The organism is Arthrobacter sp. BGA-UO-ETr-C19, from assembly GCF_059568005.1.
On the sequence record NZ_JCAQPC010000006.1, the window covers coordinates 55,839 to 79,167 of the forward strand.

At 67.5% G+C, this 23,329-nt stretch carries 20 protein-coding genes and 1 pseudogene; 13 read left to right on the forward strand and 8 right to left on the reverse strand.

All coding sequences use genetic code 11. The features are described 5' to 3' along the window. The first annotated feature begins 66 nt into the window (after positions 1 to 66). On the forward strand, positions 67 to 570 hold the full coding sequence (locus AC57BR_RS01285) for a GNAT family N-acetyltransferase (RefSeq protein ID WP_496357986.1): 504 nt from the start codon (positions 67 to 69) through the stop codon (positions 568 to 570). 77 nt (positions 571 to 647) lie between these two features. Continuing rightward, positions 648 to 1,082 (forward strand): acyl-CoA thioesterase, encoded by a 435-nt coding sequence (locus AC57BR_RS01290; protein WP_076799544.1) that lies wholly within the window; start codon positions 648 to 650, stop codon positions 1,080 to 1,082. Between the two features lie 59 nt (positions 1,083 to 1,141). On the opposite strand, the gene AC57BR_RS01295 is transcribed toward AC57BR_RS01290, so the two are convergent. From AC57BR_RS01295 to AC57BR_RS01305, 3 genes are all read right to left on the reverse strand, one after another. Beyond that, positions 1,142 to 2,173 (reverse strand): FAD-dependent monooxygenase, encoded by a 1,032-nt coding sequence (locus AC57BR_RS01295; RefSeq protein ID WP_496357987.1) that lies wholly within the window; start codon positions 2,171 to 2,173, stop codon positions 1,142 to 1,144. Positions 2,174 to 2,242: 69 nt separating this feature from the next. After that, a complete protein-coding gene (locus AC57BR_RS01300) occupies positions 2,243 to 3,427 on the reverse strand; it encodes a 4-hydroxybenzoate 3-monooxygenase (protein WP_496357988.1) in 1,185 nt (394 codons plus the stop codon). A gap of 128 nt (positions 3,428 to 3,555) precedes the next feature. Beyond that, complete coding sequence (locus tag AC57BR_RS01305) at positions 3,556 to 4,305, reverse strand: IclR family transcriptional regulator (RefSeq protein WP_496357989.1); 750 nt, start codon at positions 4,303 to 4,305, stop codon at positions 3,556 to 3,558. A gap of 106 nt (positions 4,306 to 4,411) precedes the next feature. On the opposite strand from AC57BR_RS01305, the gene AC57BR_RS01310 reads away from it, so the two are divergent. From AC57BR_RS01310 to AC57BR_RS01320, 3 genes are all read left to right on the forward strand, one after another. Continuing rightward, on the forward strand, positions 4,412 to 5,782 hold the full coding sequence (locus AC57BR_RS01310; protein ID WP_496357990.1) for an MFS transporter: 1,371 nt from the start codon (positions 4,412 to 4,414) through the stop codon (positions 5,780 to 5,782). A 159-nt stretch (positions 5,783 to 5,941) separates the two neighbouring features. Then, positions 5,942 to 8,323 carry a molybdopterin oxidoreductase family protein gene (locus AC57BR_RS01315; RefSeq protein ID WP_496357991.1) on the forward strand — a complete coding sequence of 794 codons (2,382 nt, stop codon included), beginning with the start codon at positions 5,942 to 5,944 and terminating at the stop codon, positions 8,321 to 8,323. Then, positions 8,320 to 8,781, forward strand: a complete 462-nt coding sequence (locus tag AC57BR_RS01320; RefSeq protein ID WP_496357992.1) for a hypothetical protein — start codon at positions 8,320 to 8,322, stop codon at positions 8,779 to 8,781. Before AC57BR_RS01315 ends, AC57BR_RS01320 begins: the two co-directional genes overlap by 4 nt. Before the next feature lie 31 nt (positions 8,782 to 8,812). Here the strand turns inward: AC57BR_RS01320 and AC57BR_RS01325 are convergent, their stop codons facing one another. Then, entirely contained in the window at positions 8,813 to 9,889 is a 1,077-nt protein-coding gene (locus tag AC57BR_RS01325; RefSeq protein ID WP_496357993.1) for an FUSC family protein, read from the reverse strand. A 160-nt stretch (positions 9,890 to 10,049) separates the two neighbouring features. After that, positions 10,050 to 11,042 carry an SMP-30/gluconolactonase/LRE family protein gene (locus AC57BR_RS01330; protein WP_496357994.1) on the reverse strand — a complete coding sequence of 331 codons (993 nt, stop codon included), beginning with the start codon at positions 11,040 to 11,042 and terminating at the stop codon, positions 10,050 to 10,052. 247 nt (positions 11,043 to 11,289) lie between these two features. On the opposite strand from AC57BR_RS01330, the gene AC57BR_RS01335 reads away from it, so the two are divergent. Then, positions 11,290 to 12,237 carry an amino acid-binding protein gene (locus tag AC57BR_RS01335; RefSeq protein WP_496357995.1) on the forward strand — a complete coding sequence of 316 codons (948 nt, stop codon included), beginning with the start codon at positions 11,290 to 11,292 and terminating at the stop codon, positions 12,235 to 12,237. Here the strand turns inward: AC57BR_RS01335 and AC57BR_RS01340 are convergent. Both AC57BR_RS01340 and AC57BR_RS01345 read right to left on the reverse strand, forming a co-directional pair. Continuing rightward, the gene (locus AC57BR_RS01340; RefSeq protein ID WP_496357996.1) at positions 12,185 to 12,691 is read right to left on the reverse strand and encodes an HPP family protein; all 507 of its coding nucleotides are present in this window, start codon (positions 12,689 to 12,691) and stop codon (positions 12,185 to 12,187) included. The two genes, AC57BR_RS01335 and AC57BR_RS01340, sit on opposite strands and share 53 nt — an antisense overlap. A 131-nt stretch (positions 12,692 to 12,822) precedes the next feature. Further along, a pseudogene (locus AC57BR_RS01345) lies at positions 12,823 to 13,805 on the reverse strand (aldo/keto reductase). A 272-nt stretch (positions 13,806 to 14,077) separates the two neighbouring features. Here AC57BR_RS01345 and AC57BR_RS01350 point away from each other — a divergent pair. The 7 genes from AC57BR_RS01350 to AC57BR_RS01380 all read left to right on the forward strand — a co-directional run bounded on the left by AC57BR_RS01350 (position 14,078) and on the right by AC57BR_RS01380 (position 22,275). Beyond that, entirely contained in the window at positions 14,078 to 15,436 is a 1,359-nt protein-coding gene (locus AC57BR_RS01350; RefSeq protein ID WP_496357997.1) for an MFS transporter, read from the forward strand. Between the two features lie 179 nt (positions 15,437 to 15,615). Then, positions 15,616 to 16,983 carry an MFS transporter gene (locus AC57BR_RS01355; protein ID WP_496357998.1) on the forward strand — a complete coding sequence of 456 codons (1,368 nt, stop codon included), beginning with the start codon at positions 15,616 to 15,618 and terminating at the stop codon, positions 16,981 to 16,983. An 11-nt stretch (positions 16,984 to 16,994) separates the two neighbouring features. Further along, positions 16,995 to 18,527 carry an amidase gene (locus AC57BR_RS01360; RefSeq protein ID WP_496357999.1) on the forward strand — a complete coding sequence of 511 codons (1,533 nt, stop codon included), beginning with the start codon at positions 16,995 to 16,997 and terminating at the stop codon, positions 18,525 to 18,527. Positions 18,528 to 18,584: 57 nt separating this feature from the next. Beyond that, positions 18,585 to 19,268, forward strand: coding sequence for a GntR family transcriptional regulator (locus AC57BR_RS01365; protein ID WP_496358000.1), 684 nt, complete (start codon positions 18,585 to 18,587; stop codon positions 19,266 to 19,268). Then, positions 19,265 to 20,044, forward strand: a complete 780-nt coding sequence (locus tag AC57BR_RS01370) for an aspartate/glutamate racemase family protein (protein ID WP_496358001.1) — start codon at positions 19,265 to 19,267, stop codon at positions 20,042 to 20,044. The genes AC57BR_RS01365 and AC57BR_RS01370 overlap by 4 nt, the downstream gene beginning before the upstream one ends. Before the next feature lie 47 nt (positions 20,045 to 20,091). Beyond that, positions 20,092 to 21,513 carry an amidohydrolase family protein gene (locus tag AC57BR_RS01375; RefSeq protein ID WP_496358002.1) on the forward strand — a complete coding sequence of 474 codons (1,422 nt, stop codon included), beginning with the start codon at positions 20,092 to 20,094 and terminating at the stop codon, positions 21,511 to 21,513. A gap of 66 nt (positions 21,514 to 21,579) precedes the next feature. Beyond that, the gene (locus tag AC57BR_RS01380; protein WP_496358114.1) at positions 21,580 to 22,275 is read left to right on the forward strand and encodes a maleate cis-trans isomerase family protein; all 696 of its coding nucleotides are present in this window, start codon (positions 21,580 to 21,582) and stop codon (positions 22,273 to 22,275) included. An 84-nt stretch (positions 22,276 to 22,359) separates the two neighbouring features. Here AC57BR_RS01380 and AC57BR_RS01385 read toward each other — a convergent pair whose 3' ends face one another. Continuing rightward, the gene (locus AC57BR_RS01385) at positions 22,360 to 23,277 is read right to left on the reverse strand and encodes a diacylglycerol/lipid kinase family protein (protein ID WP_496358003.1); all 918 of its coding nucleotides are present in this window, start codon (positions 23,275 to 23,277) and stop codon (positions 22,360 to 22,362) included. Between the last annotated feature and the right edge of the window lie 52 nt (positions 23,278 to 23,329).

Sequence of the window (23,329 nt, forward strand, 5' to 3'; positions counted from 1 at the left end):
AAACACCGCGGTAACGGCGCGCTTCTAGCCTTAATTCGCACAACCCTTCGGCGAATCGAGGCACAGATGCAGACCAATCCCAGGCTCAACATCCGGAAAGTCAGCTGGTCGAACCCTGTGGGCGCCGACCTGCGCGCGGCTCAGCAGGCTGAACTGGACGCCCGCTTCGGATGTGCCGACCATGAGCCGGGACCCAAGCCGTCCGAAGTGGACACGGCCGTGTTCCTCGTGGCCTACGACAAGGGGTCTGGCCAGCCGGTGGGCTGCGGCGGCCTGCGGCTGCTCGACTCCGAGACGGCGGAAATCAAGCGCCTCTACGTTCTCCCCTACACCCGCGGCTCCGGCGTGGCCAGTTCCATCCTGGCAGCCCTCGAGGCGGAGGCCTTTGCCCAGGGGATCACCCGGATCACGGCGGAGGCCGGCTCGGCGCAGACTGACGGCCGCAACTTCTACGCGAGCTCCGGCTTCGATCCCGTTCCAAACTTCGGCCCCTACATCGGCGTCGAGAACTCGTACTGTTTCGCCAAGCAGATCAATTGCCACAGCGCTGCGCACACCGCCATGGCCTGAGCCCGGCTCCGTTCTTAGAGCCCGACGGCGGCCGTCACACTCAGGTGGGGCGGGCCGCCGTCGGCTAATCTCGCGCTATGGAAACCAAAGACATTACGTTCCGCACCCGCAAGTGGGTGCGGCCTGAGGACCTCAACGCCAACGGCACGCTGTTCGGTGGCAGCCTGCTGAAGTGGATAGACGAGGAAGCCGCGATCTACGCCATCCTCCAGCTGGGCAACGGGCGCGCGGTCACGAAGTACATCTCCGAAATCAACTTCGTCAGCTCCGCGGTCCAGGGCGATCTGATCGAGATGGGCCTGACCGCCACCCGCTTCGGCCGCACGTCGCTGACCATGCGCGCCGAGGTGCGCAACATGATCACCCGGCAGAGCATCCTCACCATTGAGGAGATAGTGTTCGTCAACCTCAGCCCCACCGGCAAGCCGGAGCCGCACGGCTACACGGAAATCACCTACGACCGCGACCGCATCCCCACCCACCACCTCACTGAAACGCTGCAGCAGGACTAGCGTGCCGCCGTCGTCCGGGTTTTAACGGCAGACCATGGTTTTGGCGTGCCGCCAGGGCCCTAACGCGAAGCCAGCCTCAGCAGCCCGTCGCGCAGCGGCTGCGCCCGCTCGGCCAGGGCCACGCCCGCCATGGCGGAGGAGGCCAGCCGGAGCAGCTGGGTCTTGAGGGCGCGTTGCCGGTTGTACGCCTTGAGCGCGTCCTCCAGCGGACGGGCGTTGAGCAGTTCGGCCAGCGTGACGGCGTCAACGAGTGCCTCACAGGCGCCGCGGCCAAGGTTCGGCGTCATGCCGTGGGCGGCGTCGCCCGCCAGAACGGCGCCCGGCCGCACAAAGCTGCCGAGGTTGGGCGTGGTCCAGATCCGCTGCGCCAGCGTGGCGTCTGGCGTGGCCAGCTCCAGGACTGCCCGGACGGCCGGCGCGCTTCCGGCGAAGCGCTCCCTTGCCTGCTTCAGTGCTTCGGCCGCATCAACGCCTGCCGGGCCCAGGCTTGAGCGGAACGAGGCATACCAGTAGGTCCTTCCGCCGGACGCCGGCGTGATGCCGAACAGCTGCCCGCGTCCCCAGTATTCCCCGCCGGTGGCGGTCTTGACGGGGACGGGCAGGACGCCGCGCAAGGCCAGGTACGGCGTCAGCTTTGCCTGTGACCTGGCACCCCAGAAGGAGCGGCGGACTACGCTGCGGACGCCGTCGGCCCCCACCAGCAGGCCCGAAGCCAGCGGTCCGGTAGCGGGGATGCCGTCCACCCTGCCCTCGACGCGCCGCACGGCTGCGGGAACGGCGGCTTCGAGGATCCGGATGAGATCCGTCCGGGAGACTCCCAGGACCCCGCGCACCTCGGGGACCACCAGGGCCGTGCCCGTGGCGTCACGCAGGGCCATCCCGCTGAAGGTCGTGCCCGCCTCCCTGATCTGCGGCAGGACTCCCAGGTCCGCCAGCGCCGCCTGAGCCTCCGGCCACATGGCCAGCGACGTCTCCACCGCCGGCACACCGGGCCGCTGCTCGTGGAGGGTCACGTCGAAGCGCTTCGGATCCAGGCCGGCCCCGAGCGCCAGGCCGGCAATGCCGCCGCCGATGATGGTTATGGGTTCCATGGACCGATGTTAAGCCCGACGGCGGGGACCCCGGGTGTGCGGGCCGCCCCCTCGTGGGCGCCCCGGGACTCAGGCCGACGGCCAGCCGGTGTAGGCCTCGGCAAGGTACGCCTGGCCGTGCCGCGAGGACACCACGGAGTTCAGCTCGCCCAGCTGGCGGGCCCGCGCGAAGTCGCCGGCATCCGCCGGGGTGTGCAGCATGGTGGTCATCCAGTAGGAGAACTGCTGGGCCTTCCACACGCGGTCCAGGGCGCGGTCGCTGTACGAGTCCAGGAGGGCGGTGGAGCCGCTGTTGTAGTAGCTGTCCAGACCTTCGAAGAGCACTTTCACGTCGTGGATCGCCAGGTTCAGGCCCTTGGCGCCCGTCGGGGGCACCGTGTGCGCGGCGTCGCCGGCGAGGAACAGCTTCCCGTGCCGCATAGGCGTGTGCACGAAGCTGCGGAACGGCAGGACCATCTTGTCGATGACCGGGCCTTCCTTCAGCTCGAAGCCGTTGCCGTTGACCCGGCTGCGGAACTCCGCCCAGATCCGCTCATCGTTCCAGTCGGCCACGTTTTCCTTGGGGTCGCACTGGAAGTACATCCGCTGCACGGTTTCGGTGCGCTGGCTGATGAGGGCAAAGCCGTTCCCGGAGTTGGCGTAGATCAGCTCGTCGGAACTGCGCGGCGCCTCGGCAAGGATGCCGAACCACGCGAACGGGTACTCGTGGAAGTACCACTTGCGGTGCGCCTCGGGGATCTGGAAGCGGCAGTGGCTGCGCGAGCCGTCGGCACCGGTGATGAAGTCGGCCCGCAGCTCGTACTCAACGCCGTCGGCATCCGTGAACCAGACCTTGGGCTTGTCCTCGATGTCGTGGATGGTCGTGTCGGTGACGCTGTAGCGCACGTCGCCGCCGTCGGCCTCCCGGCGCGCGGCAAGGTCCATGAAGACGTCGGTCTGCGGGTAGAGCCAGACGGACTCGCCCACGAGTTCCTTGAAGTCGATGCGGTGGCTTTCGCCGTTGAACCGCAGTTCAATGCCGTCGTGCCGGTCTCCTTCCCGCAGCACGCGGTCGGACACACCGCCGTCGACGAGCATGTTCACCGTGCCATGCTCCAGGATGCCCGCGCGGACGGTCTCCGAAATTTCCTGGCGGCTGCGGATTTCGATCACGGTGGATTCGATTCCGGCCTTGGCCAGCAGGTGGGACAGCATGAGTCCTGCAGGGCCCGCGCCCAGAATGGCCACCTGGGTGGTGATGATCTGTCGTGCCATGGTGTTCCTCGCTCCGTTGCGTGCCCGGGAGTCCGGGCGGAAGGTGGTTGCTGGCTAACAGTGTGCGCCGGAGAGTGTGGTCGGCGTTACAACAATTCCGCTGAATGGAAGCGTGGCGGTGAGAAGGCCTAGCCGGAGCCCTCGCCGAGCCGCCGGGCGATGCCGCGCGCCGCCGTCTGGAGCGCCGGCACCAGCGCCTGCATGCGCATCTCCCGCAGGGGAACCACGACGCCGATCGCCGCCACCGCGCGCTTCTGGCCGTCCAGCACGGGAACAGCGATTCCCCAGGTGTCGGGATCGATCACGCCCGCCAGTTCGGCGAAGCCCTGGTTCGCGGCCTCGGCCAGCAGGGCGCGCACCTCGTCGCGGCCAACTTTTCCGGCAGGGTCCGTGAACTGGTCCAGGTACTCGGCCTTGACGTGCTTTGTCTGGTGGGACATCAGGGCCAGCCCGGCCGACGACACGTGGACTGCCATCCGGCCCGCTATCTGGGCCCGGTTGGCCACGGAGCCACGGCGGGACAGCCGCTCAACAAAGAGCGCTTCCCATCCGTCGAGCACCGCGAGATTCACGTTCTGGTTCAGCACATGCTGGATGTCCTCCATGAAGGGCATGGCCGCCTGGCGCAAGGCCAGCGTCGGCGAATTGCGGTTCACCAGCTCCCACAGCCGCAGCCCCAGGCGCACCGAGCCGCCGGGGCTGGTTTCCAGGAGCCCGTGCGTGGCCAGCTGCCGCACCAGGCGGTGGGCAGTGGTGAGCGGAAGGTCCGCGCGCTCAGCGAGCTCGGACAGCGGCAGCACGGTGACGCCGGCCGGGAACGCCGCAATGACGCGCACCACGCGGTCCACTACCGAATCCCCCGAAACTGAATTGGCCACCGCGTTTTCACTTCCATTGAATGGTTTGAGTTGTCTCAGATTACACCCGGTGGTGATACAACTCTCATGTTTTATGTGACGCTTCTATTCGGACGATGAGGTTCCCATGTCAACGCTCTCTGTTGCCCGCCATTCCCAGTGGCCCGTCTGGCTTTGCTGGCTGGCCATGGTGCTGGACGGATTCGACCTGGTGGTGCTGGGCACCGTCATACCCACCCTGATCAAGACCCAGGACCTGGGCTTCGACGCTATCGGGGCCACCTACGTGGCCACCATCTCGCTGGTGGGCGTTGGCATCGGGGCGCTCTTCATCGCGCCGCTCTCGGACCGTTTCGGCCGCCGACGGCTCCTTGTTGCCTGCGTGGCCTGGTTCTCGCTCTTCACCATAGCCGTCGTCTTTGCCCCCAACGTTGCCATGTTCGGCATCTTCCGGCTCCTCGCGGGCGTGGGGCTCGGAGCCTGCCTGCCCGCAGCCCTGGCCTACATGAACGATTACGCCCCCGCGGGCACCGCAGGCAAGTCCACAACCCGGACCATGACCGGTTATCACGTTGGCGCCGTGGCCACAGCGTTCCTGGCAATCCTGGTGGTGCCTGACTGGCGCATCATGTTCGTCGTGGGAGGCCTTGCCGGGTTCGTGCTGGTGCCGTTCCTATGGTTCCGGCTGCCGGAAACCCTGCCGCCCGTCCACGCGGAGCCCGCGGCAATCAACAATGCCGAGGCTTACCGTGCCGAAAGTGGGGCCACAGAAGCCCGCAACGCCGGGCCCGCCCGGACACAGCGGCCCGTCGCCGTGCCGACGGCCGAGCCCGAGGCTGCGCCTGCGTCGTTGCTGGCCGACCAGGCCGGCGAGCGGGCCAGCTTCCGGGACCTCACGCGCAAGCCGTATCCGCTGGTTGCCCTGGGAATTGCGGTGGCATCATTCATGGGGCTCCTGCTGGTCTACGGCCTGAATACCTGGCTGCCGCAACTCATGTCCTCCGCCGGCTACACACTCAGCACGGGCCTGGTGCTGCTCCTGGTGCTTAACGTGGGCGCCGTGGTGGGCCTGATCGTGGCCGGCATCCTGGCCGACAAGCACGGCACCAAGAAAATCGTGCTCCTCTGGTTCGGCCTGTCTGCCCTCTTCCTGGCCGTCCTCAGCATCAAGGTCCAAAGCGAACTGCTGCTCAACGCTGCCGTGTTCGTGACCGGCGTCTTCGTGTTCAGCTCCCAGGTTCTCGTCTATGCCTGGGTCAGCCAGCTCTTCCCGGCCCGGCTCCGCGGCACGGCCCTGGGCTTTGCTGCGGGGGTCGGGCGACTCGGCGCGATCATGGGACCGGCCGTCACCGGAACGCTCGTGGCGGCCGGCATCGCCTACCCGTGGGGATTCTACGTCTTCGCCGGTGCCGCGGTGCTGGGCCTGCTGGCCCTGGCGACCGTCCCCCACGCCATCGCGCCGGCACCCGGCCACCCGTCCGACGTCGGGCGTTCCTAGACGGAACCTGGCCCTCCCCCGCACGAGCGGATGGGGCGGGCCGGTCCCGCCACGGCCGGGAGACCGCCGTCGGACGCCCATGAGCCAGCCACTTCCGCTGCCGACGGCGGCGGGTAACCTAGGGACAGTAAGTTCCCTTACCATCCATGGAGGCTGACCATGACGGACCGGATCGCAGACATCTGGGGCGAACGGACTCCCCACGGAAGCGGCCAGGCGTGGCCCGAGCGTGTGGACCAGGTCCTGGCCGAGGGGCTGGCCGACGCCGACGTGGACCGCTGGGTGCAGTCGGCCTGCGTCCTGTGCAGCAACGGCTGCGGCTGCGACATCGCCGTCAAGGACGGGAAAATGGTGGGGATCCGTGGCCGTGCGGTAGACCGGGTGAACCGCGGCAGGCTCGGGCCGAAAGGCCTCTATGGCAGCTGGCAGGGCGAGGAGCACCGGGACCGCCTGGCCCATCCGCTGATCAGGGTGGACGGCAAGCTGGTGGAGACGGACTGGGACACCGCCATGGGCCGCATCGTGGAGCGCAGCAAGGAACTCCTGGCCAGTAAGGGCCCGCTCAGCCACGGCTTCTACACCAGCGGGCAGCTGTTCCTGGAGGAGTATTACGCGCTGGGCATCCTCGGCAAGGCCGGAATCGGCACGCCGCACATGGACGGCAACACGCGGCTGTGCACCGCCACAGCCGCTACCGCACTGAAGGAATCCTTCGGCGCCGACGGCCAGCCCGGCAGCTATGCCGACGTCGATGAGTGCAGCGCCATCTTCCTGTACGGCCACAACATGGCCGAGACGCAGACGGTGCTGTGGTCGCGCGTGCTGGACCGGCTGGACGGGCCCAACCCGCCGAAGCTCGTGTGCGTCGACCCGCGCGACACCGAGGTGGCCCGCCGCGCTGATGTGCACCTTGCGGTTCACCCCGGCACCAACCTGGCGCTGATGAACGGGCTGGTCCGCGAACTCTTCGCCAACGGCTGGATCGACGAGGCCTACATCGCGGAGCACACCGCCAACGTGGACCAGCTGCGCAGCGTGGTGGAGCCGTGGACCCCGGAGAAAGTGGCCGAAACCTGCGGCGTGGAGGCCGCCGACGTCCGGCGCGCGGCGGAGATCTTCGGCACCGAAGGCAGGGTGCTTTCCACGGTCCTGCAGGGCTACTACCAGTCGGCCCACGCGACGGCGTCCGCGTGCCAGGTCAACAACCTCCACCTGCTCCGCGGCATGCTCGGCAAGCCAGGCTGCGGCATACTGCAGATGAATGGCCAGCCCACCGCCCAGAACAACAGGGAATGCGGGGCCGACGGCGACCTTCCGGGCTTCCGCAACTGGGAGAACCCGCAGCACGTGGAGGACTTGGCCCGGCTGTGGAACGTCGACCCCGGGATCATCCCGGACTGGGCCCCGCCGACGCACGCCCTGCAGATCTTCCGCTACGTCGAACAGGGCTCCATCGGGCTGCTGTGGATTTCCGCCACAAACCCGGCCGTGTCCATGCCCCAGCTCGAACGCATCCGGCACATCCTGGACAAGGACAGCCTGTTCCTGGTGGTGCAGGACATCTACCTCACCGAAACGGCGCAGTATGCCGACGTTGTCCTCCCCTGCGCCGCCTGGGGCGAGAAGACCGGCACCTTCACGAACGTCGACCGGACCGTCCACCTGTCCGAGAAGGCCGTCGACCCGCCGGGCGAGGCACGGAGCGACCTCGACGTCTTCCTCGACTATGCCCGCCGGATGGGGTTTACGGACAAGGACGGGCAGCCGCTGCTGGACTGGTCCGGCCCCGAGGACGGCTTCGAGGCGTGGAAGGAATGCTCGCGCGGCCGCCCGTGTGACTACACGGGCCTCAGCTATGACAAGCTCCGCGGCGGCAGCGGCATCCAGTGGCCCTGCACGGCGGAGCAGCCCGCAGGCACCGAGCGGCTGTACACCGACGCTCAGTTCCCCACCGCGCCCGAGTACTGCGAGTCCTTTGGGCACGACCTCCTCACCGGCGCCACCACGGGCGAAACCCAGTACAAGGCAACCGTCGAACCCGGGAAGGCCTGGCTGAAGGCCCTCGACTACACCCCGCCGCACGAGGAACCCGACGCCGAGTACCCGCTGCGCTACACCACCGGCCGGACGGCCTACCACTTCCACACCCGGACCAAGACTGGCCGCAGCCGCCGCCTCAATGACGCAGCGCCGGAGCCGTGGATCGAGATGTCCGTGGAGGACGCCGCACGCGCCGGCTGCCAGGAGGGGGACATCGCCAGGGTGACGTCCCGCCGCGGCAGCCTGGAGGTTCCGGTGCGGGTTGGGGACATCCGGCCGGGCACCGTCTTCGCACCGTTCCACTACGGATACTGGGACACGTCCGACGGCGGCCGGCACCGTGCCGCGAACGAACTCACGGTCACCGAATGGGACCCGGTGTCCAAGCAGCCGCTGTTCAAGAACGCGGCCGTCCGGGTGGAAAAGCTGCGGAGCGGTGACGGCCCGTCGAAGGCCCCGGACACCACCGCATCCCGCCGCGCGACAGGAGCCCAGCGATGAAACTCCCGGTCTACATCGGCCTGCTGGACGAGGCGGAAGCCACGCTGGCGTCGTCCTTCCGGGTGGTGGCGGACGGTCACGGCGACGAACCTGACGTGCACTTCATCCTGCAGACGTTCGCCAAGAAGTGCGACGCGCACCGGGAGGCACTGAAGCCTGTCATCGACCGCTACGGCGAAGACGTCGAGGGCGAGGAGGAGCACCGGCTGACGGCCAATGGTGTGAAGGAGGTCCGGTCCGGGCCGCTGGCTCTGATGCTGGACCTGCAGGACCTGTATGTGCTGGTCAACCACATCGACGTCACCTGGATGATGGTGGGGCAGGCCGCCAAGGGTGACCGGGACAAGGAGCTCCAGGGCGTTGTGAAGCAGTGCGAGGGCGACTCCGCGCTGGAGATCCGGTGGCTCCAGACCAGGATGAAGCAGGCCGCGCCCCAGGCGCTCCTCGTGGCTGAGTGAACCGTGGCTGAGTGAGCTGTGGGCGCGCGCGTCAGCGCGCGGCCACGCCCGCCGAAGTCCGCCGCGAAAGCCGGGACCACACGGCGGGGGCCAGCACCACGGCGATGCCGACGGCGGCGCCGATCACCGTCTCCACGATCCGGTCCCGGAGCAGGATTCCGGGCGCGGCAGGCGAGACGAGCAGCGTGGAGATCAGTGCCAGCGGTGTGACGAAGACCTGGGCCAGCACGTAGTTCCGGGCAATGAAGAGCTCGGCGCCGAACTGGCAGATGGCAATCACCAGGACCGTCTGCCACGGCACGGGCTGAAGCAGCAGGATGCCCGCCAGGAGAATGAGGCCCAGCACGGTTCCGATGATCCTCTGGACTCCGCGGGCAATGCGGTGCCGCGTTGTGCGTCCCACCAGCGGAACCACCGCCGCCACCATGGCCCAGTAGTTATGCCCGAAGCCGAGCAACTGGCCCACGAGGGTGGCGAGGGTGCCTGCCAGCCCCGCGGCCACCAGATAGCCCACGGCCTCGAGTCCGGCCGCACGCTTCTCCTCGGCGGTAAGCCGGACGGGCGGAGGCATCTCCCACGGCGTCCGGCGGCTCCGGAGTACCCGGGAGGACAGCCCCACGGCCAGGCAGAAAAGCGTGGTCGCGACGGAGACCAGCAGGCACTGCCACAGCGGCGGCTGGTTGGGGATGGACGCGATCGCGGCGAAGGCGAAGATGTGGAACAGCGAGCCGGCCGGCCGGTGCCGCCAGCGGGCTATCACCAGTGAGCAGCCGCCGGCCACAAGGGTGGTGGCCAGAACCTGCAGCCAGATGCCCGCCTCCTGGGACAGGCCGCCGGCGTGCACGACGCGGGCGGTCAGCGTGGCCAGGAGGATCACCAGGAGCATGAGCGCACCCGCCCGCACCTGAATGAAGAACCGCTTGCGATGCAGCTCGCCGCGGCCGTAGATGCCGGTGAACGCGCCGAAGGAGGCAAAGACCGCCAGGTCCAGGCGGCCCAGCAGCACCAGGGTTATCAGCGGTACGAACACGCCCACGGCGCACCGCATGGCGACGTGATGATCCTTGTTTCCCGGGGCAAGGGTGAACATCTCGGCCAGCAGCTTCACGTGCGAATCGCGCCTTTCGTTGCAGTCTCGAACTGACGACGGCGGCGCTGGCGTCCGCTTACCAGTTTAACCGCGGCGGCCCCCACCTTCCCCGTGGAGGCCGCGTACTTCCCTGTTGCGTCCGTCTCCTAGTCCGGCTTCGCCGCCGGAATTCGTGGGCCTACTTGGTGGCGTTGGTGCGTGCGTCCACCGTGACCACTTCGAAGGTCTTGGCGTTCGGCACGCCAAACTTCGCGTTGACGGCGGCGAGGGTGTCATCGAAGAGGGCGGCCGTCGTCGGAATGTTGAAGTCCGGGCTGGTGATGACCTCGCGCAGCCTTGCCGTCGATTCGTGGAAGTTCACCCGCAGCCGGCTGATCTGGTTGGACATGTTCTGCACAGCCCAGACGGTGTCGCCCTTGACCAGGACGCCGTCGACGTTGGGCACCTTCACGCCGGTGATCTCGGTGCTGGCGCCGGTCCGCGGGCTGACCGTGTACAGGGCCTGGTTGCCCGTGTGGGCCACCACCAGACGGCGGGCGTCGCGTGAGTAGGCGATGCCGTTGAGGTTGAACTGCTTGCTGGTGTCTGCCGCGGGGCCCTTCAGGGCCAGCGTCCGCACGGTGCCGAGGTCCCCGTCGTCGTCCACCGGAATGAAGTACAGCTCAGCCTGCCGCGAGTTGGTGAACCAGGCGCCATGGTCCGTGAGCACCACGTCGTTGATGAAGGCTTCCTTCTTGGTCAGCTGGAAGGTCTTGACCGCCTTTCCCGTGTCGGTGTCGTACACGTAGGCCTGACCCGTCGGGCCGCCCGCGACGAACAGCAGATCGTTGTGCCGGTCCGCCTTCATGCCCACCGCCACCCTGCCGTCGGGCGCATCGATGAACTTGGTCGCCTTGTCCTTGCGGATGTCGCCGCGGTAGATGTCCCCGGTAACGAGGTCACCGGCGAAGAATTTAGTGCTGCCGGCGGCCGCGATGCCTTCGGCACCCTTGGCCCCGTCCAGCATGATGACCGGCGCAACTTCCCCCGAACGGGACTGCACTGCCCGGGTCTCGCCGGCCGAGGCGACGGGTGCGGGGACCAGGAGCGCGGCGAGGGCGAGGAACCCTGCCGCAGCACGGCGGCGCGTTTGACCTGAACTGATGCTGATGGGCATGACGGTGCTCTCCACGAGTCGACTCTTCCGTGCGAGCAGGCCGTTGTACGGGAGCTCCGCACGCTGGTCCCTTCAGTGTAGGGACCGGGCCGGAGGCTGGCCATAGCCGCACCCCCGCCGCGAGTTTTTGTCCAGATATTGGGCGCAAAAGCCCCGTCAGCGGCCATTATCTGTACAAAAACTCCATGCATCCGGGGAATGTTTCGCGGGATCGGAACGCGGGGGCAATCCTGCCGTAACAGCGGCCGGGCAGGCTGGCACCATGAAGCCCCATGCGCCGAAGCCCCGCACGCCGGGCCGCCACAACCCGCCCCCCGCCGCGGCCGATCTGAGCTGCGAAGTCTGCGGGCAGATGCCCGAGCCCACCAAGACCCGCCTCACGGTGGCCAATGTCGCCGTCATGCTCCCAATCGAATTGCTGGTGCACGCGCTGGTGGTGCAGACGCATCTGCCCTACCTGGCCAAGGTGCTGGTCCTGACCCTGACGGCCACTGTCCTGGTGATCTGGGTGGCCGAGCCCTCCGCGGCGCGGATCCTGCGGCGTTGGCTCCACGCACCAGCGCTCCGGCACCGGCGGCGCCTTGGTACGGCACCGGCGCTGTGGCGTGCGCGGACGGTGCTCCGCGACGAGCCCGGCTCCCTCAAGCGGATCACCAGGTCCCTGGCGCTGCTGGACACCAACATCCTGGGCATCCACGTCCATCCGGTCCGGGGCGGGGTGATGGATGAATTCGTCCTGTCCGCCCCGGGCGAGGTCAGCGAGCGCCAGCTGCTGGAGGCCCTGGCGGACGGCGGCGGACGGAGCACGCAGGTCTGGCCCACAACTGCCCTGGCCATGGCCGACGGGCAGACCAAGGCCCTGAGCCTGGCCGCACGGATCGCCGCCACACCGGGAGAGCTTCCGCTCGCCGTGGCGGAACTGCTGTCCGCCAGGATCCTCGATCCCGGCAGCGAATCGGCCCGCCACGGCAGTGAAACGAACGACGCCGGGACCGTCCTGAAGATCCCGACCGCCTGGCACGGACCCATCACCTTTTTCCGTCCCGGCGAGCCGTTCACGCCGGCCGAATCGGCCCGTGCCCACCGGCTCGCGGAGCTCGCCGAAATCCTGGCGCACCGGGACGCTCAGGGATCCCGGGAGGCTCAAGGACCCGGGCTCATTTCGGCGCCGGGCGGGTCCCCAGCATCAGGTTCAGACCCCAGCCGATGAGGGTGGTCATGACCACTGCCGCGGCGACGGACACCAGCTGGGCCGGCGTGGTGAGGATGCCGAGACTGATGATCAGTGTCGTCGCTCCCGCTGGCGGATGAGGCATGCCGATCCATGACAGCACCAGCGTTGTCAGCGCCACCGACACGGCTCCGCTGATCACGTGCAGCGGCGTCAGTCCACCCACGGGAGCCGAGGGCTGGTCCTGCAATCCGAAGGCGTAAAGGCACAGGGCGCCCGCCAGCAGTCCGATGCCGTGGCCAGCGAGTGCGTTGACCGGCCTCGAGGCCTCCTGCTCAGGGGATTCGAAGAACAGCATCACCGTAGGACCGAGGCTTGGGAAAAGCCACGGGAGGTGGAGGAGAACGCCGGCGACGCCGCAGAGTCCCAGAACCACGATCACCAAGGCAGCCGCGTACACGCCAACCCCAAGCCCGTGCCATTGACTTTTCATTCTCTCCAGCAAAGAAGCCTGTGCCATCGCCGATCCTCCTCGGTCCCTCAACGCCTTGCATCCGGTGTTGTAGTGACCCGTACCCCTCAGCCGCAGACTTATCCTCATCCGGCAGCCGGGAGGCCGGACCGTCAGAACCCCGAGGGGTAGCGGGGCGTGTAGCTTTCTTCGAGGCGCCGGACTTCCGATTCGGTCAGGTCAAGCCCGACGGCGGCAGCGGCGTCGTCGATATGGCGTTCCTTCGTCGCCCCGATGATGGGGGCGGTGACGGCGGACTTGCCCGCGCTCCACGCCAGGGCGATCTGCGCCATCGGGACGCCACGTTCGTCGGCCACGGCGGCGACTGCGTCGACGATTGCCCTGTTCGCGTCCTCGTCCTGCCTATACAGGCCCTTGCCGAACTCGTCCGTGTCCTTCCGGGTCCCGGATCCGGCGGCACCCCACGGCCGGGTCAGGTTTCCGCGCGCCAGCGGGCTCCAGGGGATGACACCCACGCCGGTTGCCTGGCAGAACGGGTGCATTTCGCGCTCTTCCTCGCGCTCCAGGAGGTTGTACTGGTCCTGCATGGACACGAACCTGGTCCAGCCGTGCAGCTCCGCCACATGCTGCATCCGGGCGAACTGCCAGGCCCACATGCTGGACGCCCCGATGTAGCGGGCCTTTCCTGCCTTAACGACGTCGTGCAGGGCCTCCATCGTCTCCTCGACGGGAGTCACCGGGTCATGGCGGTGGATCTGGTACAGGTCCACGTAGTCGGTGCCAAGCCGGGTGAGGGATGCGTCGATCTCGTGCAAGATCGCTGCCCGGCTGAGCCCGGCCCCGTTGCGGGCCTGGCGCATCCGGCCGTGGACCTTGGTGGCGATCTGGACCTCCTCACGCGGGGCCAGTTCCTTGAGCAGGGTGCCGGTAATCTCTTCGCTGGAGCCAGCCGAGTACACGTTTGCTGTATCGAACGTGGTGATGCCCGCCTCGTAGGCGCGGCGCACGAACGGCCTGGCGTCATCGAGGCCCACGCTCCACCCGTGCGACCCCTCCCCGGATCACCGTAGCTCATCATGCCCAGGACAACGGCGCTGATTTCCAGCCCGGAGTTTCCAAGTCGGACCGTCTTCATTCGGTTCTCCCTTTCGATGCTTTTGCCATTTGAACCGCTGTCACAATTCGTTTTTTCGCGGGCCACGGACATCATCTCCGAAAACCCTTGACAGTGTCCCACGCCACTCTTTACCTTGAGTTTGGGATCCCAAAGCGGGATCCCAAACCGCAGGACTTCTCTGCTGGCCCAAACCCACCACCGCCAGCCCGAAGATTCCCGCCAAACCGCGGCCGCACCGCCCCACTTCATCCCCCATCCCCTGTCCGCACCCTTCCCGCAAAGGAGAAGCTGTGTCTCTTCCAGATACTGAAGCAGTGACAACCCCGGCCCAATCCACCGAATCCCGCGGCACCGAGCCCGGCAAGGACGGCGTGCAACGGCGCACCAGCGTCCGCTGGAAACTCTTCCTGCTGCTGCTCGTCCTGGTCTCCGTCAACTACATCGACCGCGGCTCCATCTCGGTGGCGCTGCCCATCATCCAAAAGGAATTCAACCTCCCCCCGGAGCTCGTGGGCCTCCTGCTCTCCGCCTTCTTCTGGACCTATGCCCTGATGCAGATCCCGGTCGGCCTGCTGATCGACAAATTCGGGCCGCGCAAGGTCATGACAGCCTCCTGCGTGGGCTGGGGTGCTGCGACCGCCGCCTCAGGCATGGCCGGCGGCTTCCTGAGCATGTTCATTGCCCGCCTGGGCATCGGCGTCACCGAAGCCGGCGTCATGCCGGCCGGCGGCAAGCTGAATGCCATCTGGATGCACAAGTCGGAGCGCGGCCGCGGCGCCACGATCCTGGACGCCGGTGCTCCCCTCGGCGCCGGCCTGGGCGGCATCCTTATCGCCGGCCTCATTGCCGCCACCGGCAGCTGGCGCAGTTCCTTCGTCATCGCCGGCGCCGCCACTGTCCTGATGGGCCTGGCCGTCTGGTGGTATGTCCGCGACAACCCGCGCCAGCACCGCGGGGTCAACGCCGCCGAAGCCGACTACATCGAAGCCTCGCATGCCGCGGAGGACGCCGAAGCCGAGAAGGAAGGCAGCAAGGGCAAGCGGGCACTGCTCCCCTACCTGAAATTCCGCTCCTTCTGGGCCATGTGCTTTGGCTGGCTGGGCTTCAACGGCGTGTTCTACGGCCTGCTCACCTGGGGCCCGCTCTACCTCGCCCAGGCCAAGGGCTTCGACCTGAAAACCATCGGCTGGTCCACCTTCGTAATCTTCGGGGCCGGCTTCGTCGGCGAGATCCTGGGCGGCACCATCGCCGACAAGTGGCGAGCGTCCGGAGCCTCGGCCAACCGCGTCATGCGGACACTGCTGGGCATCTCCAGCGTCGTGGTGGTGGGCGGCCTCGTCGGGGTGACGGTCGTCGCCGACCCGACCACCGCCGTCGTCCTTCTCTCCGTGGTGATGTTCTTCCTCCGCTGGGTGGGCCTGTTCTGGAGCATCCCGTCCATCCTGGGCGGCCGCACCAACGCCGGCGTCCTCGGCGGGGCCATGAATTTCAGCGGCAACATCTCCGGGTTTGTCACCCCGATCGCCGTCGGCCTGATCGTGGGTGCCACCGGTTCCTACACCTGGGCGCTCCTCTACTTCGTGGGATCCGCCATCATCATGGGGGTCTCCGTGCTCACCCTGAACTACAACAAGCGCCTGCCCGTCTAAAGCGGCCGAGCCACCCCTGCAACACCCACCCCCTGTTTGGGATCCCAAAACCATTGACATCGGCTCACGCACAACCTACCGTCATATTTGGGATCCCAAACCGGCACACGAGGACAACGTCCTCAACTCAACAACCCAACCCGGTCCAATCACCCCGTCGCATCGCCCAGGAGGGCCACATGTCGATCAACTCCCAAACCCGCGGTTCCGTGTCCGACGCCAAACAGAAGGGCGGCGGGAACTCAATGAAGAGGGTCGTTGCCGCAAGCTTCGTCGGCACCACGCTTGAGTACTACGACTTCTTTGCCTACAGCACGGCAGCGTCCATCGTTTTCCCCATCCTCTTCTTCCCAGGTTCAGAACCGGCCACCGGCCTTCTGCTGGCCCTGGCCACCTACGCGGTGGGCTATGTGGTGCGGCCACTGGGCGCCGCCATCTTCGGCCACTTCGGCGACAAAATCGGCCGCAAAAACGTCCTGGTCACCACGCTGCTCCTGATGGGCCTGGCCAGTGCCGCCGTCGGGCTCCTGCCCACCTACGAAAACATCGGCGTCTGGGCTCCGGTCCTTCTGGTCAGCCTGCGCTTCCTGCAGGGAATCGGCATCGGCGGCGAATGGGGCGGCGCCGCCCTCATGGTCACCGAGTCGGACAAGAGCGGCCGGCGCGGGCTGTTCGGCAGCCTTGTCCAGACCGCCGCGCCCACGGGCCTGCTCCTGGCCACCGGAATCTTCACGCTCATGACCTCGGCCCTCTCCAAGGAAGCCTTCCTCGCCTGGGGCTGGCGGATCCCGTTCCTGATCAGCTTCGCGCTCGTTGCCATCGGCCTCTACATCCGACTGAAGCTCGCGGAATCGCCGATCTTCGAAGAGACGGAACAGAAGGCCGCTGAGAAGAAGCAGGAAGAAGTCAAAGCTCCACTCCTGTACGTCTTCAAGCACTACAAGAAGCAGCTCGCCCTGGCAGTCGGTGCCCGCATCGGCAGCGACATCGCGTTCTACATCTTCGCGCTGTTCGTCCTCGTCTACGGAACCGAACACCTGGGCCTGCCCAAGAGCCTGGCCCTGGCCGCATCTACCATTTCGGCTGTTGCGCAGATGATCAGCATCCCGCTGTTCGGCGCGCTCTCGGACCGTGTGGGCCGCAGGCCCGTCATGATCGGCGGCGCCGTCGCAGGCATCATCTACAGCTTCGTGTTCATTGCGATGCTCAACTCCAAGGATCCGTTCCTGGTGCTCATCGCCCCCGCCATCGGCCTGGTGATCGTTGCGGCCATGTACGCCCCGGTGGCCTCGTTCATCCCGGAACTGTTCGCAACCAAGATCCGCTACACCGGCTCCGCCGTCGGCTTCCAGCTCGCCGGCGTCTTCGGCGGTGGCTTTGCCCCATTGATCGCCATCCAGCTGATCGTCCTGACCAGCTCGGGCTTCGCCGTGGCCGGTTACCTGTCCGCCGCGCTGCTGCTCATGGTGTTCTGCGTCTACGTCGCCAAGGAAACGTCCAAGATCACCATGAACGAGGCCGGCAAGACGGCCAGCACCACACGATAAGGATCATGGACATGAACAACACCGCCCTGCCTTCAGTGCAGGCCACCGTGGACAAGACGTCCATGGACGGGACCTCCGTGGACAAGGAGGCACTGGCCCGGCTTTCCATGACCGAATGGGCAAATGCCCTGCGGGAGGGCCGCCTGACGGCGACAGAATGCCTGGAACTGCACCTCGAATGGATCGCCGAGGAAAACCCCCGCCTGAACGCCATCGTCACGCTCAACCCGCTGGCCGTTGGGGAAGCTGCCGCCGCGGACAGGGCTGCCGCGGGGGGAAGGTCGCTGGGCCCCTTACACGGAGTGCCGTTCACGGTGAAGGACACCCTGGCTACGAAGGGCCTGCGCACGACGGCGGGAAGCCCTCTTCTGGGGGCTTACGTTCCCGAGCAGTCAGCGACGGCGGTCCGGCGCCTGCAGGAGGCAGGAGCGGTGTTGTTGGGCAAGACGAACTGTTCGGAGTTCGCGGTTGAGACACACACCCGCAACCCGCTCTTCGGTGACACCTGGAATCCTTGGGACACGGGCCTGACGTCCGGCGGTTCCACCGGCGGCGACAGCGCAGCCGTGGCTTCCGGCATGAGTGCCTTCGGGCTCGGCACCGACTTCGGCGGCTCCATCCGCTGGCCGGCCCACTGCACGGGCCTGGCCAGCCTGCGGCCCACCGTCGGACTGGTGCCCGAGACAGGGCTCCTGCCGTACGTGGTGCCAGCGGCCGGAGAAAGCCTCCCCGCACCCAACTCGATGTCTGCCCTGCACAGGCTCGGCACCGTGGCGTGGCTGGCCCGGAGTGTGGAGGATCTGGGCGTACTACTCGGCATCCTCGCCGGGCCGGACGGCGTCGATCCCTCCACCGTGCCGGTGCCCCTGGGCGGTCCGGTGGATTCCTTGGCCGGGATCAGCACTGCCTGGTTCGAGGACGAGGGCACCCACCCCGTCCGGGACGACCTGGTCGCTGCCGTCCGGCGGGCCGCGGACGCCCTTGAGGGCCTGGGTGTTCCGACGAAGCACGGCAGGCCGCCAGGCCTGGACCGGGCGGCGGCAGCTTTCGTGGCTCTTCGCACGGCCGAGGGAATGCCTGAAGTGGTGGAGCTTGCCACAGGGCGCGAAGACGAGCTGGGCAGCAGCCTGCGCAACTCCCTGCTGGGCGCTCAATCCAGCACCGTGGCGGACTACCGCAAGGCCGCTGCGGAGCGGGATGCGATCCGCGCACAGGTGCTGGGGTTCATGGAGGAGCACAACATCCTGCTGCTGCCTGTGGCCAGCCTGCCGGCGTCGGATCCGCGGACCGGAACCTTCAACGTCAGCGGCAAGGACATCCCATGGACGGAGCTGGGATCCTGCTGCCGCGCCATCAGCATCCTTGGTTTCCCGGTGGCGGTTGTCCCCTGCGGGCTTTCCAGCGAAGGTCTCCCCGTGGGCATCCAGGTGGTGGGCAGGCCGTACCGCGACCGCGAAGTACTCGCCGTCGCGGGCGCCCTTGAACGGGAGTTTGGCCGCTTCAGCCCCCCGCGATTCAGGTCCAGGCCAGATCCGGCGGACTGAGCAGAGATGGAAGCCGCCGAGGACATAGAGTCTCTAAAACACCACGAATGGAGCACCATGCTTGCCGCAGAAGAAACCCAGAACAAGGAACGTCCCCTCCGCGAGACTGTCCGGGACACGCTGCGCACCAGGATCTTCGAAGGGCATTACGCTCCGGGCACACGGCTCGTGGAACGCGACCTGGCAGCCGAATTCAACGTCTCCCGCCTGCCGGTCCGCGAGGCGCTGCGGATGCTGCGCCAGGAGGGCCTCCTCAGCGACCGGGGTGCCCGCGGCGCGGAGGTCAGCTCGCTCAGCCCCAAGGACGTGGAGGATCTCTTCGATGTCCGCCAGTCGCTGGAGGTGCTGGCCTGCCGCCTGGCCGCCGTCCGTGCAACACCCGAGGACCTCGCGTATCTTGAAGGGCTGCTGGACGAGGCCGGACGCTGCCTCGCCAAGGGCGCCGTCATGGAGGCCCACCGGGCCAACAGCGAATTCCACGACGCCATCACCCGGATCGCGGACAACGGCTTCCTCAAATCCGCCCTCGAACCGCTGCAGGGCCGCATGCACTGGCTGTTCCGCCACGTCAGCGACCTGCCCGAACTGATCCAGGAACACCGGGAACTCTACGGCGCCATTGCCAGCGGCGATCCCGACCGTGCCGCCGCACAGTCGGCGTCGCACATCGGCAAATACCGCGAACAGTTCCCCGACGACTTCCAGAAAACAGAACCCGACCTTCACCGGAAGAAAAAATGAAACTCCTTGTCATCAACCCCAACATCAGCGACGACGTCACCGCCCTGATCGAGTCCGAGGCCCGGCGCTCCGCCTCCCCGGGCACCGAACTGGTGGTCCGCACCGCCGGGCACGGCGTCGAATACATCGAAACGCGCTTTGAATCACTCATCGCGGCCGGCGCCGTCGCCGAAATCATTGCCGAATACACCGGCGAGGTGGACGGCGTCGTTGTCGCCGCCTTCGGGGACCCGGGCATGCCGGCCCTGAAGGAACTCGCTGACGTGCCGGTCATCGGCATCACTGAGGCAGCCCTCTGCGCCGCTGCGCTGCAGGGGCACCGTTTCTCCATCATCGCCATCTCCGACCGGATCCGGCCCTGGTACCTGGATTGCGTCGAGCGCTTCGGCCTCGGCGGCCGGCTGGCCTCCATCCGCTCCATCAACGAGACCCTGAACGCCATCGGCTCCGTGCAGCAGGACTTCCAGGAAACCCTCCTGGCACTGAGCCGGCAGGCCGTCGCGGAGGACGGGGCCGACGTCGTCATCCTCGCCGGAGCGCCCCTGGCGGGGCTGGCCCGGGAACTCCAGGGTCAGATCCCCGTTCCCGTGGTGGATGGCATCTCCGCCGGCATCCGGATGGCGGAGGCCGTGGTGGGGCTCCAGTCCGGCCCGCATCGGGCCGGCGCGTTCGCTCCCCCTCCGGTCAAGGCCCGCAAGGGCCTGTCCAAAAACCTCGACGCCGCCCTGACGGCCGCCCAGACGGCGTCGAACGCCGCGGCGCCTTCGCCCAGCTAGTCCCAGCAGCTTCCATTCCCATCAGCTTCCCAGTCAGGAGGACAACGATGTCCCACATCCCAGAACTCATCATCGCCAACGGCACCGTGGTCAACAGTTTTGGCCGCCGGCACGCCCACATCGTAGTGGTGGACGGCAAGATCAGCCAGCTCGTCGACGCCACCGAGCCCGTGCCCGACGCCGAACGCACCATCGACGCCACCGGCCAGCTGGTGATCCCCGGCGGCGTGGACGGGCACTGCCACGTGGCCCAGGTAACCGGCCGGTTCCGGACCCTGGACGACTACCGGACCACCTCTACCGCCGCCCTGTGGGGCGGCACCACCACCATCATCGACTTCGGCATCCCCCGCGACGCCCGCGAAACCCCGCTTGCGGCCGTGCTCAACAAGAAGGAACTGGCGCAGGAGTCACGCTGCGATGTGGCACTGCACGGATCCGTGGTCAGCTGGGACGAGACCGTGCCGTGGCAGCTCGAACAGCTCGCCGCCGAGGGTGTCCGCTCCGTGAAGATGTACACCACCAACCGCGGCACCACCATGGCGGACGGGGACACCATCCTGAAGGTGATGCGCGAAATGGTCCGGCTGGACGGGCTCACGTACATCCACGCCGAGCACGACCCCATCATCGCGGACTGCACGGCGCAGCACGCCGACGACGGCAGGATCGGCATCGAGCACCTGCACCGCACGCGCCCCGAGCTCGCAGAGGAAACCTCAGTCAAGGAAACCCTGGCCATGGCCCAGTACACGAAGGCCCCGGTGTACTTTGTCCACCAGTCCACGCCCGGGGCGGTCGACCTGGTCACCGAGGCCCGCGCCCGCGGCCAGGAGGCCTACTCGGAAACGTGCCCGCACTACCTCACGCTCGACGACACGGTGTACGGCTCGGCGTTCCCGGAGTGGTACGCCTGCTGCCCGCCGATGCGCAGCCCGGAAACGGTCGCGGCGCTCAAGGAACGGCTGGCCGGCGGCGCCATCCACACCGTGTCCTCCGACCACTCCTGCTACGACCTGACCCAGAAGCGGGAACGCACCGACGACGTCCGCGCCATGCCGCACGGCCTCCCGGGAGTAGAGACCCGCATGCCCGTCACGTTCACGGCCATGGCCGAAGCCGGCAGCAGCGTGGAGGACTTCGTGGAGGTCTTCTCCGCCGGACCGGCCCGCATCAACGCCCTGCCCGGCAAGGGGTCCATCGCCGAGGGCTTCGACGCCGACCTGGTGCTCTTTGATCCTTCAGTTCAGCGGACCGTGGACGGCGGCGCGCTGCACATGGGAACTGACTTCTCGCCGTTTGACGGCCGCACGCTGACCGGCTGGCCCGCCGTCGTGGTTTCCGCGGGCCGCGTGGTGCTGGACCGGGAGGGCTTCCACGATCCGGGCGCGGTGGGCCGCTTCGTTCCCCGGAACGGGTTCCGGGAACACCTTGCCGCCGCTGCCGACCTGTCCGCCGCGACCCTCTAGGAGCACGCGTTGAACCGCCAGACTTCCCCCTTCCGCACCCCGCCTGTCCGCCCCACCCGGATCGGCATGATCGTGCCGTCCTCCAACACCTGCCTGGAACCGCAGAGCTACCGCATCCTGGGTGACCGCACCGACGTCACCATCCACTTCACCCGGATCCCGGTCACCCGGATCGCGCTGGACGATTCGTCGGACAGGCAGTTCGACCCCGCCGTCATGCGCGAGGCCGCCAGGCTGCTGGCGACGGCGGACGTGGACGTGATCGCCTGGAACGGCACCTCGGGATCGTGGCTGGGGTCCGCGCACGACCGCGATCTCGTCCTTGAAATCACGGACGCCACCGGCATCCCCGCCACGACGTCCACGCTCGCATACCTCGATGCGTTCCGGTCCTTCGGCACCGAGCGGATCGGCCTGTTCACGCCATACACGGAGGACGTCAACGAGGCCATCATCAGGTCCTATGAGCGGGACGGCATCAAAACCGTCAGCCACCGCTGCCTGGGCCTGAGCGACAACGAGTCCTTCGCCCGGGTCACCGATGATGAAATGCGTCCCGGCTCCCTGGAGCTCGCGGCCGATGCTCCGGATGCACTGATCTACCTCTGCACCAACCTGTACGGCGCCAACATCGCGGCCGAAGTCGAGGCCGGCACGGGCGTACCGGTCCTGGACTCGGTGGCCGTGACGCTGTGGCACTGCCTGAAACTTGCCGGCTCACCCTTGCTCGCACCAAGGTGGGGCCGGCTCCTCGGGGATTGACGCACCTGTTCAAATAGGACAGGTCCCGGCACTCCCAAGCCCGGGGCGCTCTGCTTCCGGAGCGGATCTACACCCGGATCGGGTCTACATCCGGACTTTGAGCGCCCCGGGCTCCACCCAAATGGACAGCTGCCTGACGGCGCCTACGTGGTCGCCGTCGAGCTGGAACTCTTCCTCGTCCTCCAGGGTGACCTCGATTTTCTTGCCCTGGAAGTACTCCGCGGATTCCTTCCTGTTCTTCCTGCGGCCGAAAATGCCCGCCGCAACGCCCAGCCAGCCGAAGTGCCCGCGGGGTGCCAGGATCAGCAGGTCCAGGACGCCGTCGTCGACCTTCGCCTCGGGGAAAATCTCGATGCCGCCCATGATCTGGCCGCAGTTGCCGGCCATGACACTGCGGATCCGGCGCCTGACCGGATGCTTGTCGTCCACCGTGATGGTGGCCCTGACCGGCTTCCCCGGGAGCTTGCGGATCCCGGCTTCGACGTAGGCGAGCCAGCCCATGCGGTCCTTCAGCGCGTCCACCGTGTCCGCCATGATTGCGGCGTCGTAGCCTACGCCGGCCATCACGAGGAAGACGTTCTCGTCGTCGGACCCGTCAAAGGTGGACCTGGCGACGTCAATCGTCCGGTCGGTGCCGTTCAGGACGTCGTACGCGGCGGAAACCGGATCCGTAATGTCCACGCCCATATTGCGGGCCAGCAGGTTGCCCGTTCCCAGCGGCACCAGCCCCATCGGCGTTTCGGTGCCGGCCAGCACCTCAGCCACGCACCGCACGGTACCGTCGCCGCCGGCGGCAATCACGACGTCGACCCCCGCCTCCAGTGCCTCGCGGGCTTGGCCTACGCCCGGGTCTTCAACCGTGGTTTCCAGCCACAGCGGCTCGGCCCAGCCCTGTGTGTCGCACAGCCGGACCAGCGAGGCGCGGAGGTCGGCGCCCACGGCCTTGGCGGGGTTGACCACCACGGCGGCCCGTGGCGGCGAGGAAGCATTCTGGGCTGTCATGGTGTCCTTCGGCTGCTGCGGGCGGGCCCGAAAGCCCCGGAACTCAAATCGT

What these genes read in the sequence shown, in the direction of transcription:
- AC57BR_RS01285 (WP_496357986.1), top strand. Translation starts at nt 67, where the DNA reads ATGCAGACCAATCCCAGGCTCAACATCCGGAAAGTCAGCTGGTCGAAC.
- AC57BR_RS01290 (WP_076799544.1), top strand. Translation starts at nt 648, where the DNA reads ATGGAAACCAAAGACATTACGTTCCGCACCCGCAAGTGGGTGCGGCCT.
- AC57BR_RS01295 (WP_496357987.1), bottom strand. Translation starts at nt 2,173, where the DNA reads ATGGAACCCATAACCATCATCGGCGGCGGCATTGCCGGCCTGGCGCTC.
- AC57BR_RS01300 (WP_496357988.1), bottom strand. Translation starts at nt 3,427, where the DNA reads ATGGCACGACAGATCATCACCACCCAGGTGGCCATTCTGGGCGCGGGC.
- AC57BR_RS01310 (WP_496357990.1), top strand. Translation starts at nt 4,412, where the DNA reads ATGTCAACGCTCTCTGTTGCCCGCCATTCCCAGTGGCCCGTCTGGCTT.
- AC57BR_RS01315 (WP_496357991.1), top strand. Translation starts at nt 5,942, where the DNA reads ATGACGGACCGGATCGCAGACATCTGGGGCGAACGGACTCCCCACGGA.
- AC57BR_RS01320 (WP_496357992.1), top strand. Translation starts at nt 8,320, where the DNA reads ATGAAACTCCCGGTCTACATCGGCCTGCTGGACGAGGCGGAAGCCACG.
- AC57BR_RS01335 (WP_496357995.1), top strand. Translation starts at nt 11,290, where the DNA reads ATGAAGCCCCATGCGCCGAAGCCCCGCACGCCGGGCCGCCACAACCCG.
- AC57BR_RS01340 (WP_496357996.1), bottom strand. Translation starts at nt 12,691, where the DNA reads ATGAAAAGTCAATGGCACGGGCTTGGGGTTGGCGTGTACGCGGCTGCC.
- AC57BR_RS01355 (WP_496357998.1), top strand. Translation starts at nt 15,616, where the DNA reads ATGTCGATCAACTCCCAAACCCGCGGTTCCGTGTCCGACGCCAAACAG.
- AC57BR_RS01360 (WP_496357999.1), top strand. Translation starts at nt 16,995, where the DNA reads ATGAACAACACCGCCCTGCCTTCAGTGCAGGCCACCGTGGACAAGACG.
- AC57BR_RS01365 (WP_496358000.1), top strand. Translation starts at nt 18,585, where the DNA reads ATGCTTGCCGCAGAAGAAACCCAGAACAAGGAACGTCCCCTCCGCGAG.
- AC57BR_RS01370 (WP_496358001.1), top strand. Translation starts at nt 19,265, where the DNA reads ATGAAACTCCTTGTCATCAACCCCAACATCAGCGACGACGTCACCGCC.
- AC57BR_RS01375 (WP_496358002.1), top strand. Translation starts at nt 20,092, where the DNA reads ATGTCCCACATCCCAGAACTCATCATCGCCAACGGCACCGTGGTCAAC.
- AC57BR_RS01380 (WP_496358114.1), top strand. Translation starts at nt 21,580, where the DNA reads ATGATCGTGCCGTCCTCCAACACCTGCCTGGAACCGCAGAGCTACCGC.
- AC57BR_RS01385 (WP_496358003.1), bottom strand. Translation starts at nt 23,277, where the DNA reads ATGACAGCCCAGAATGCTTCCTCGCCGCCACGGGCCGCCGTGGTGGTC.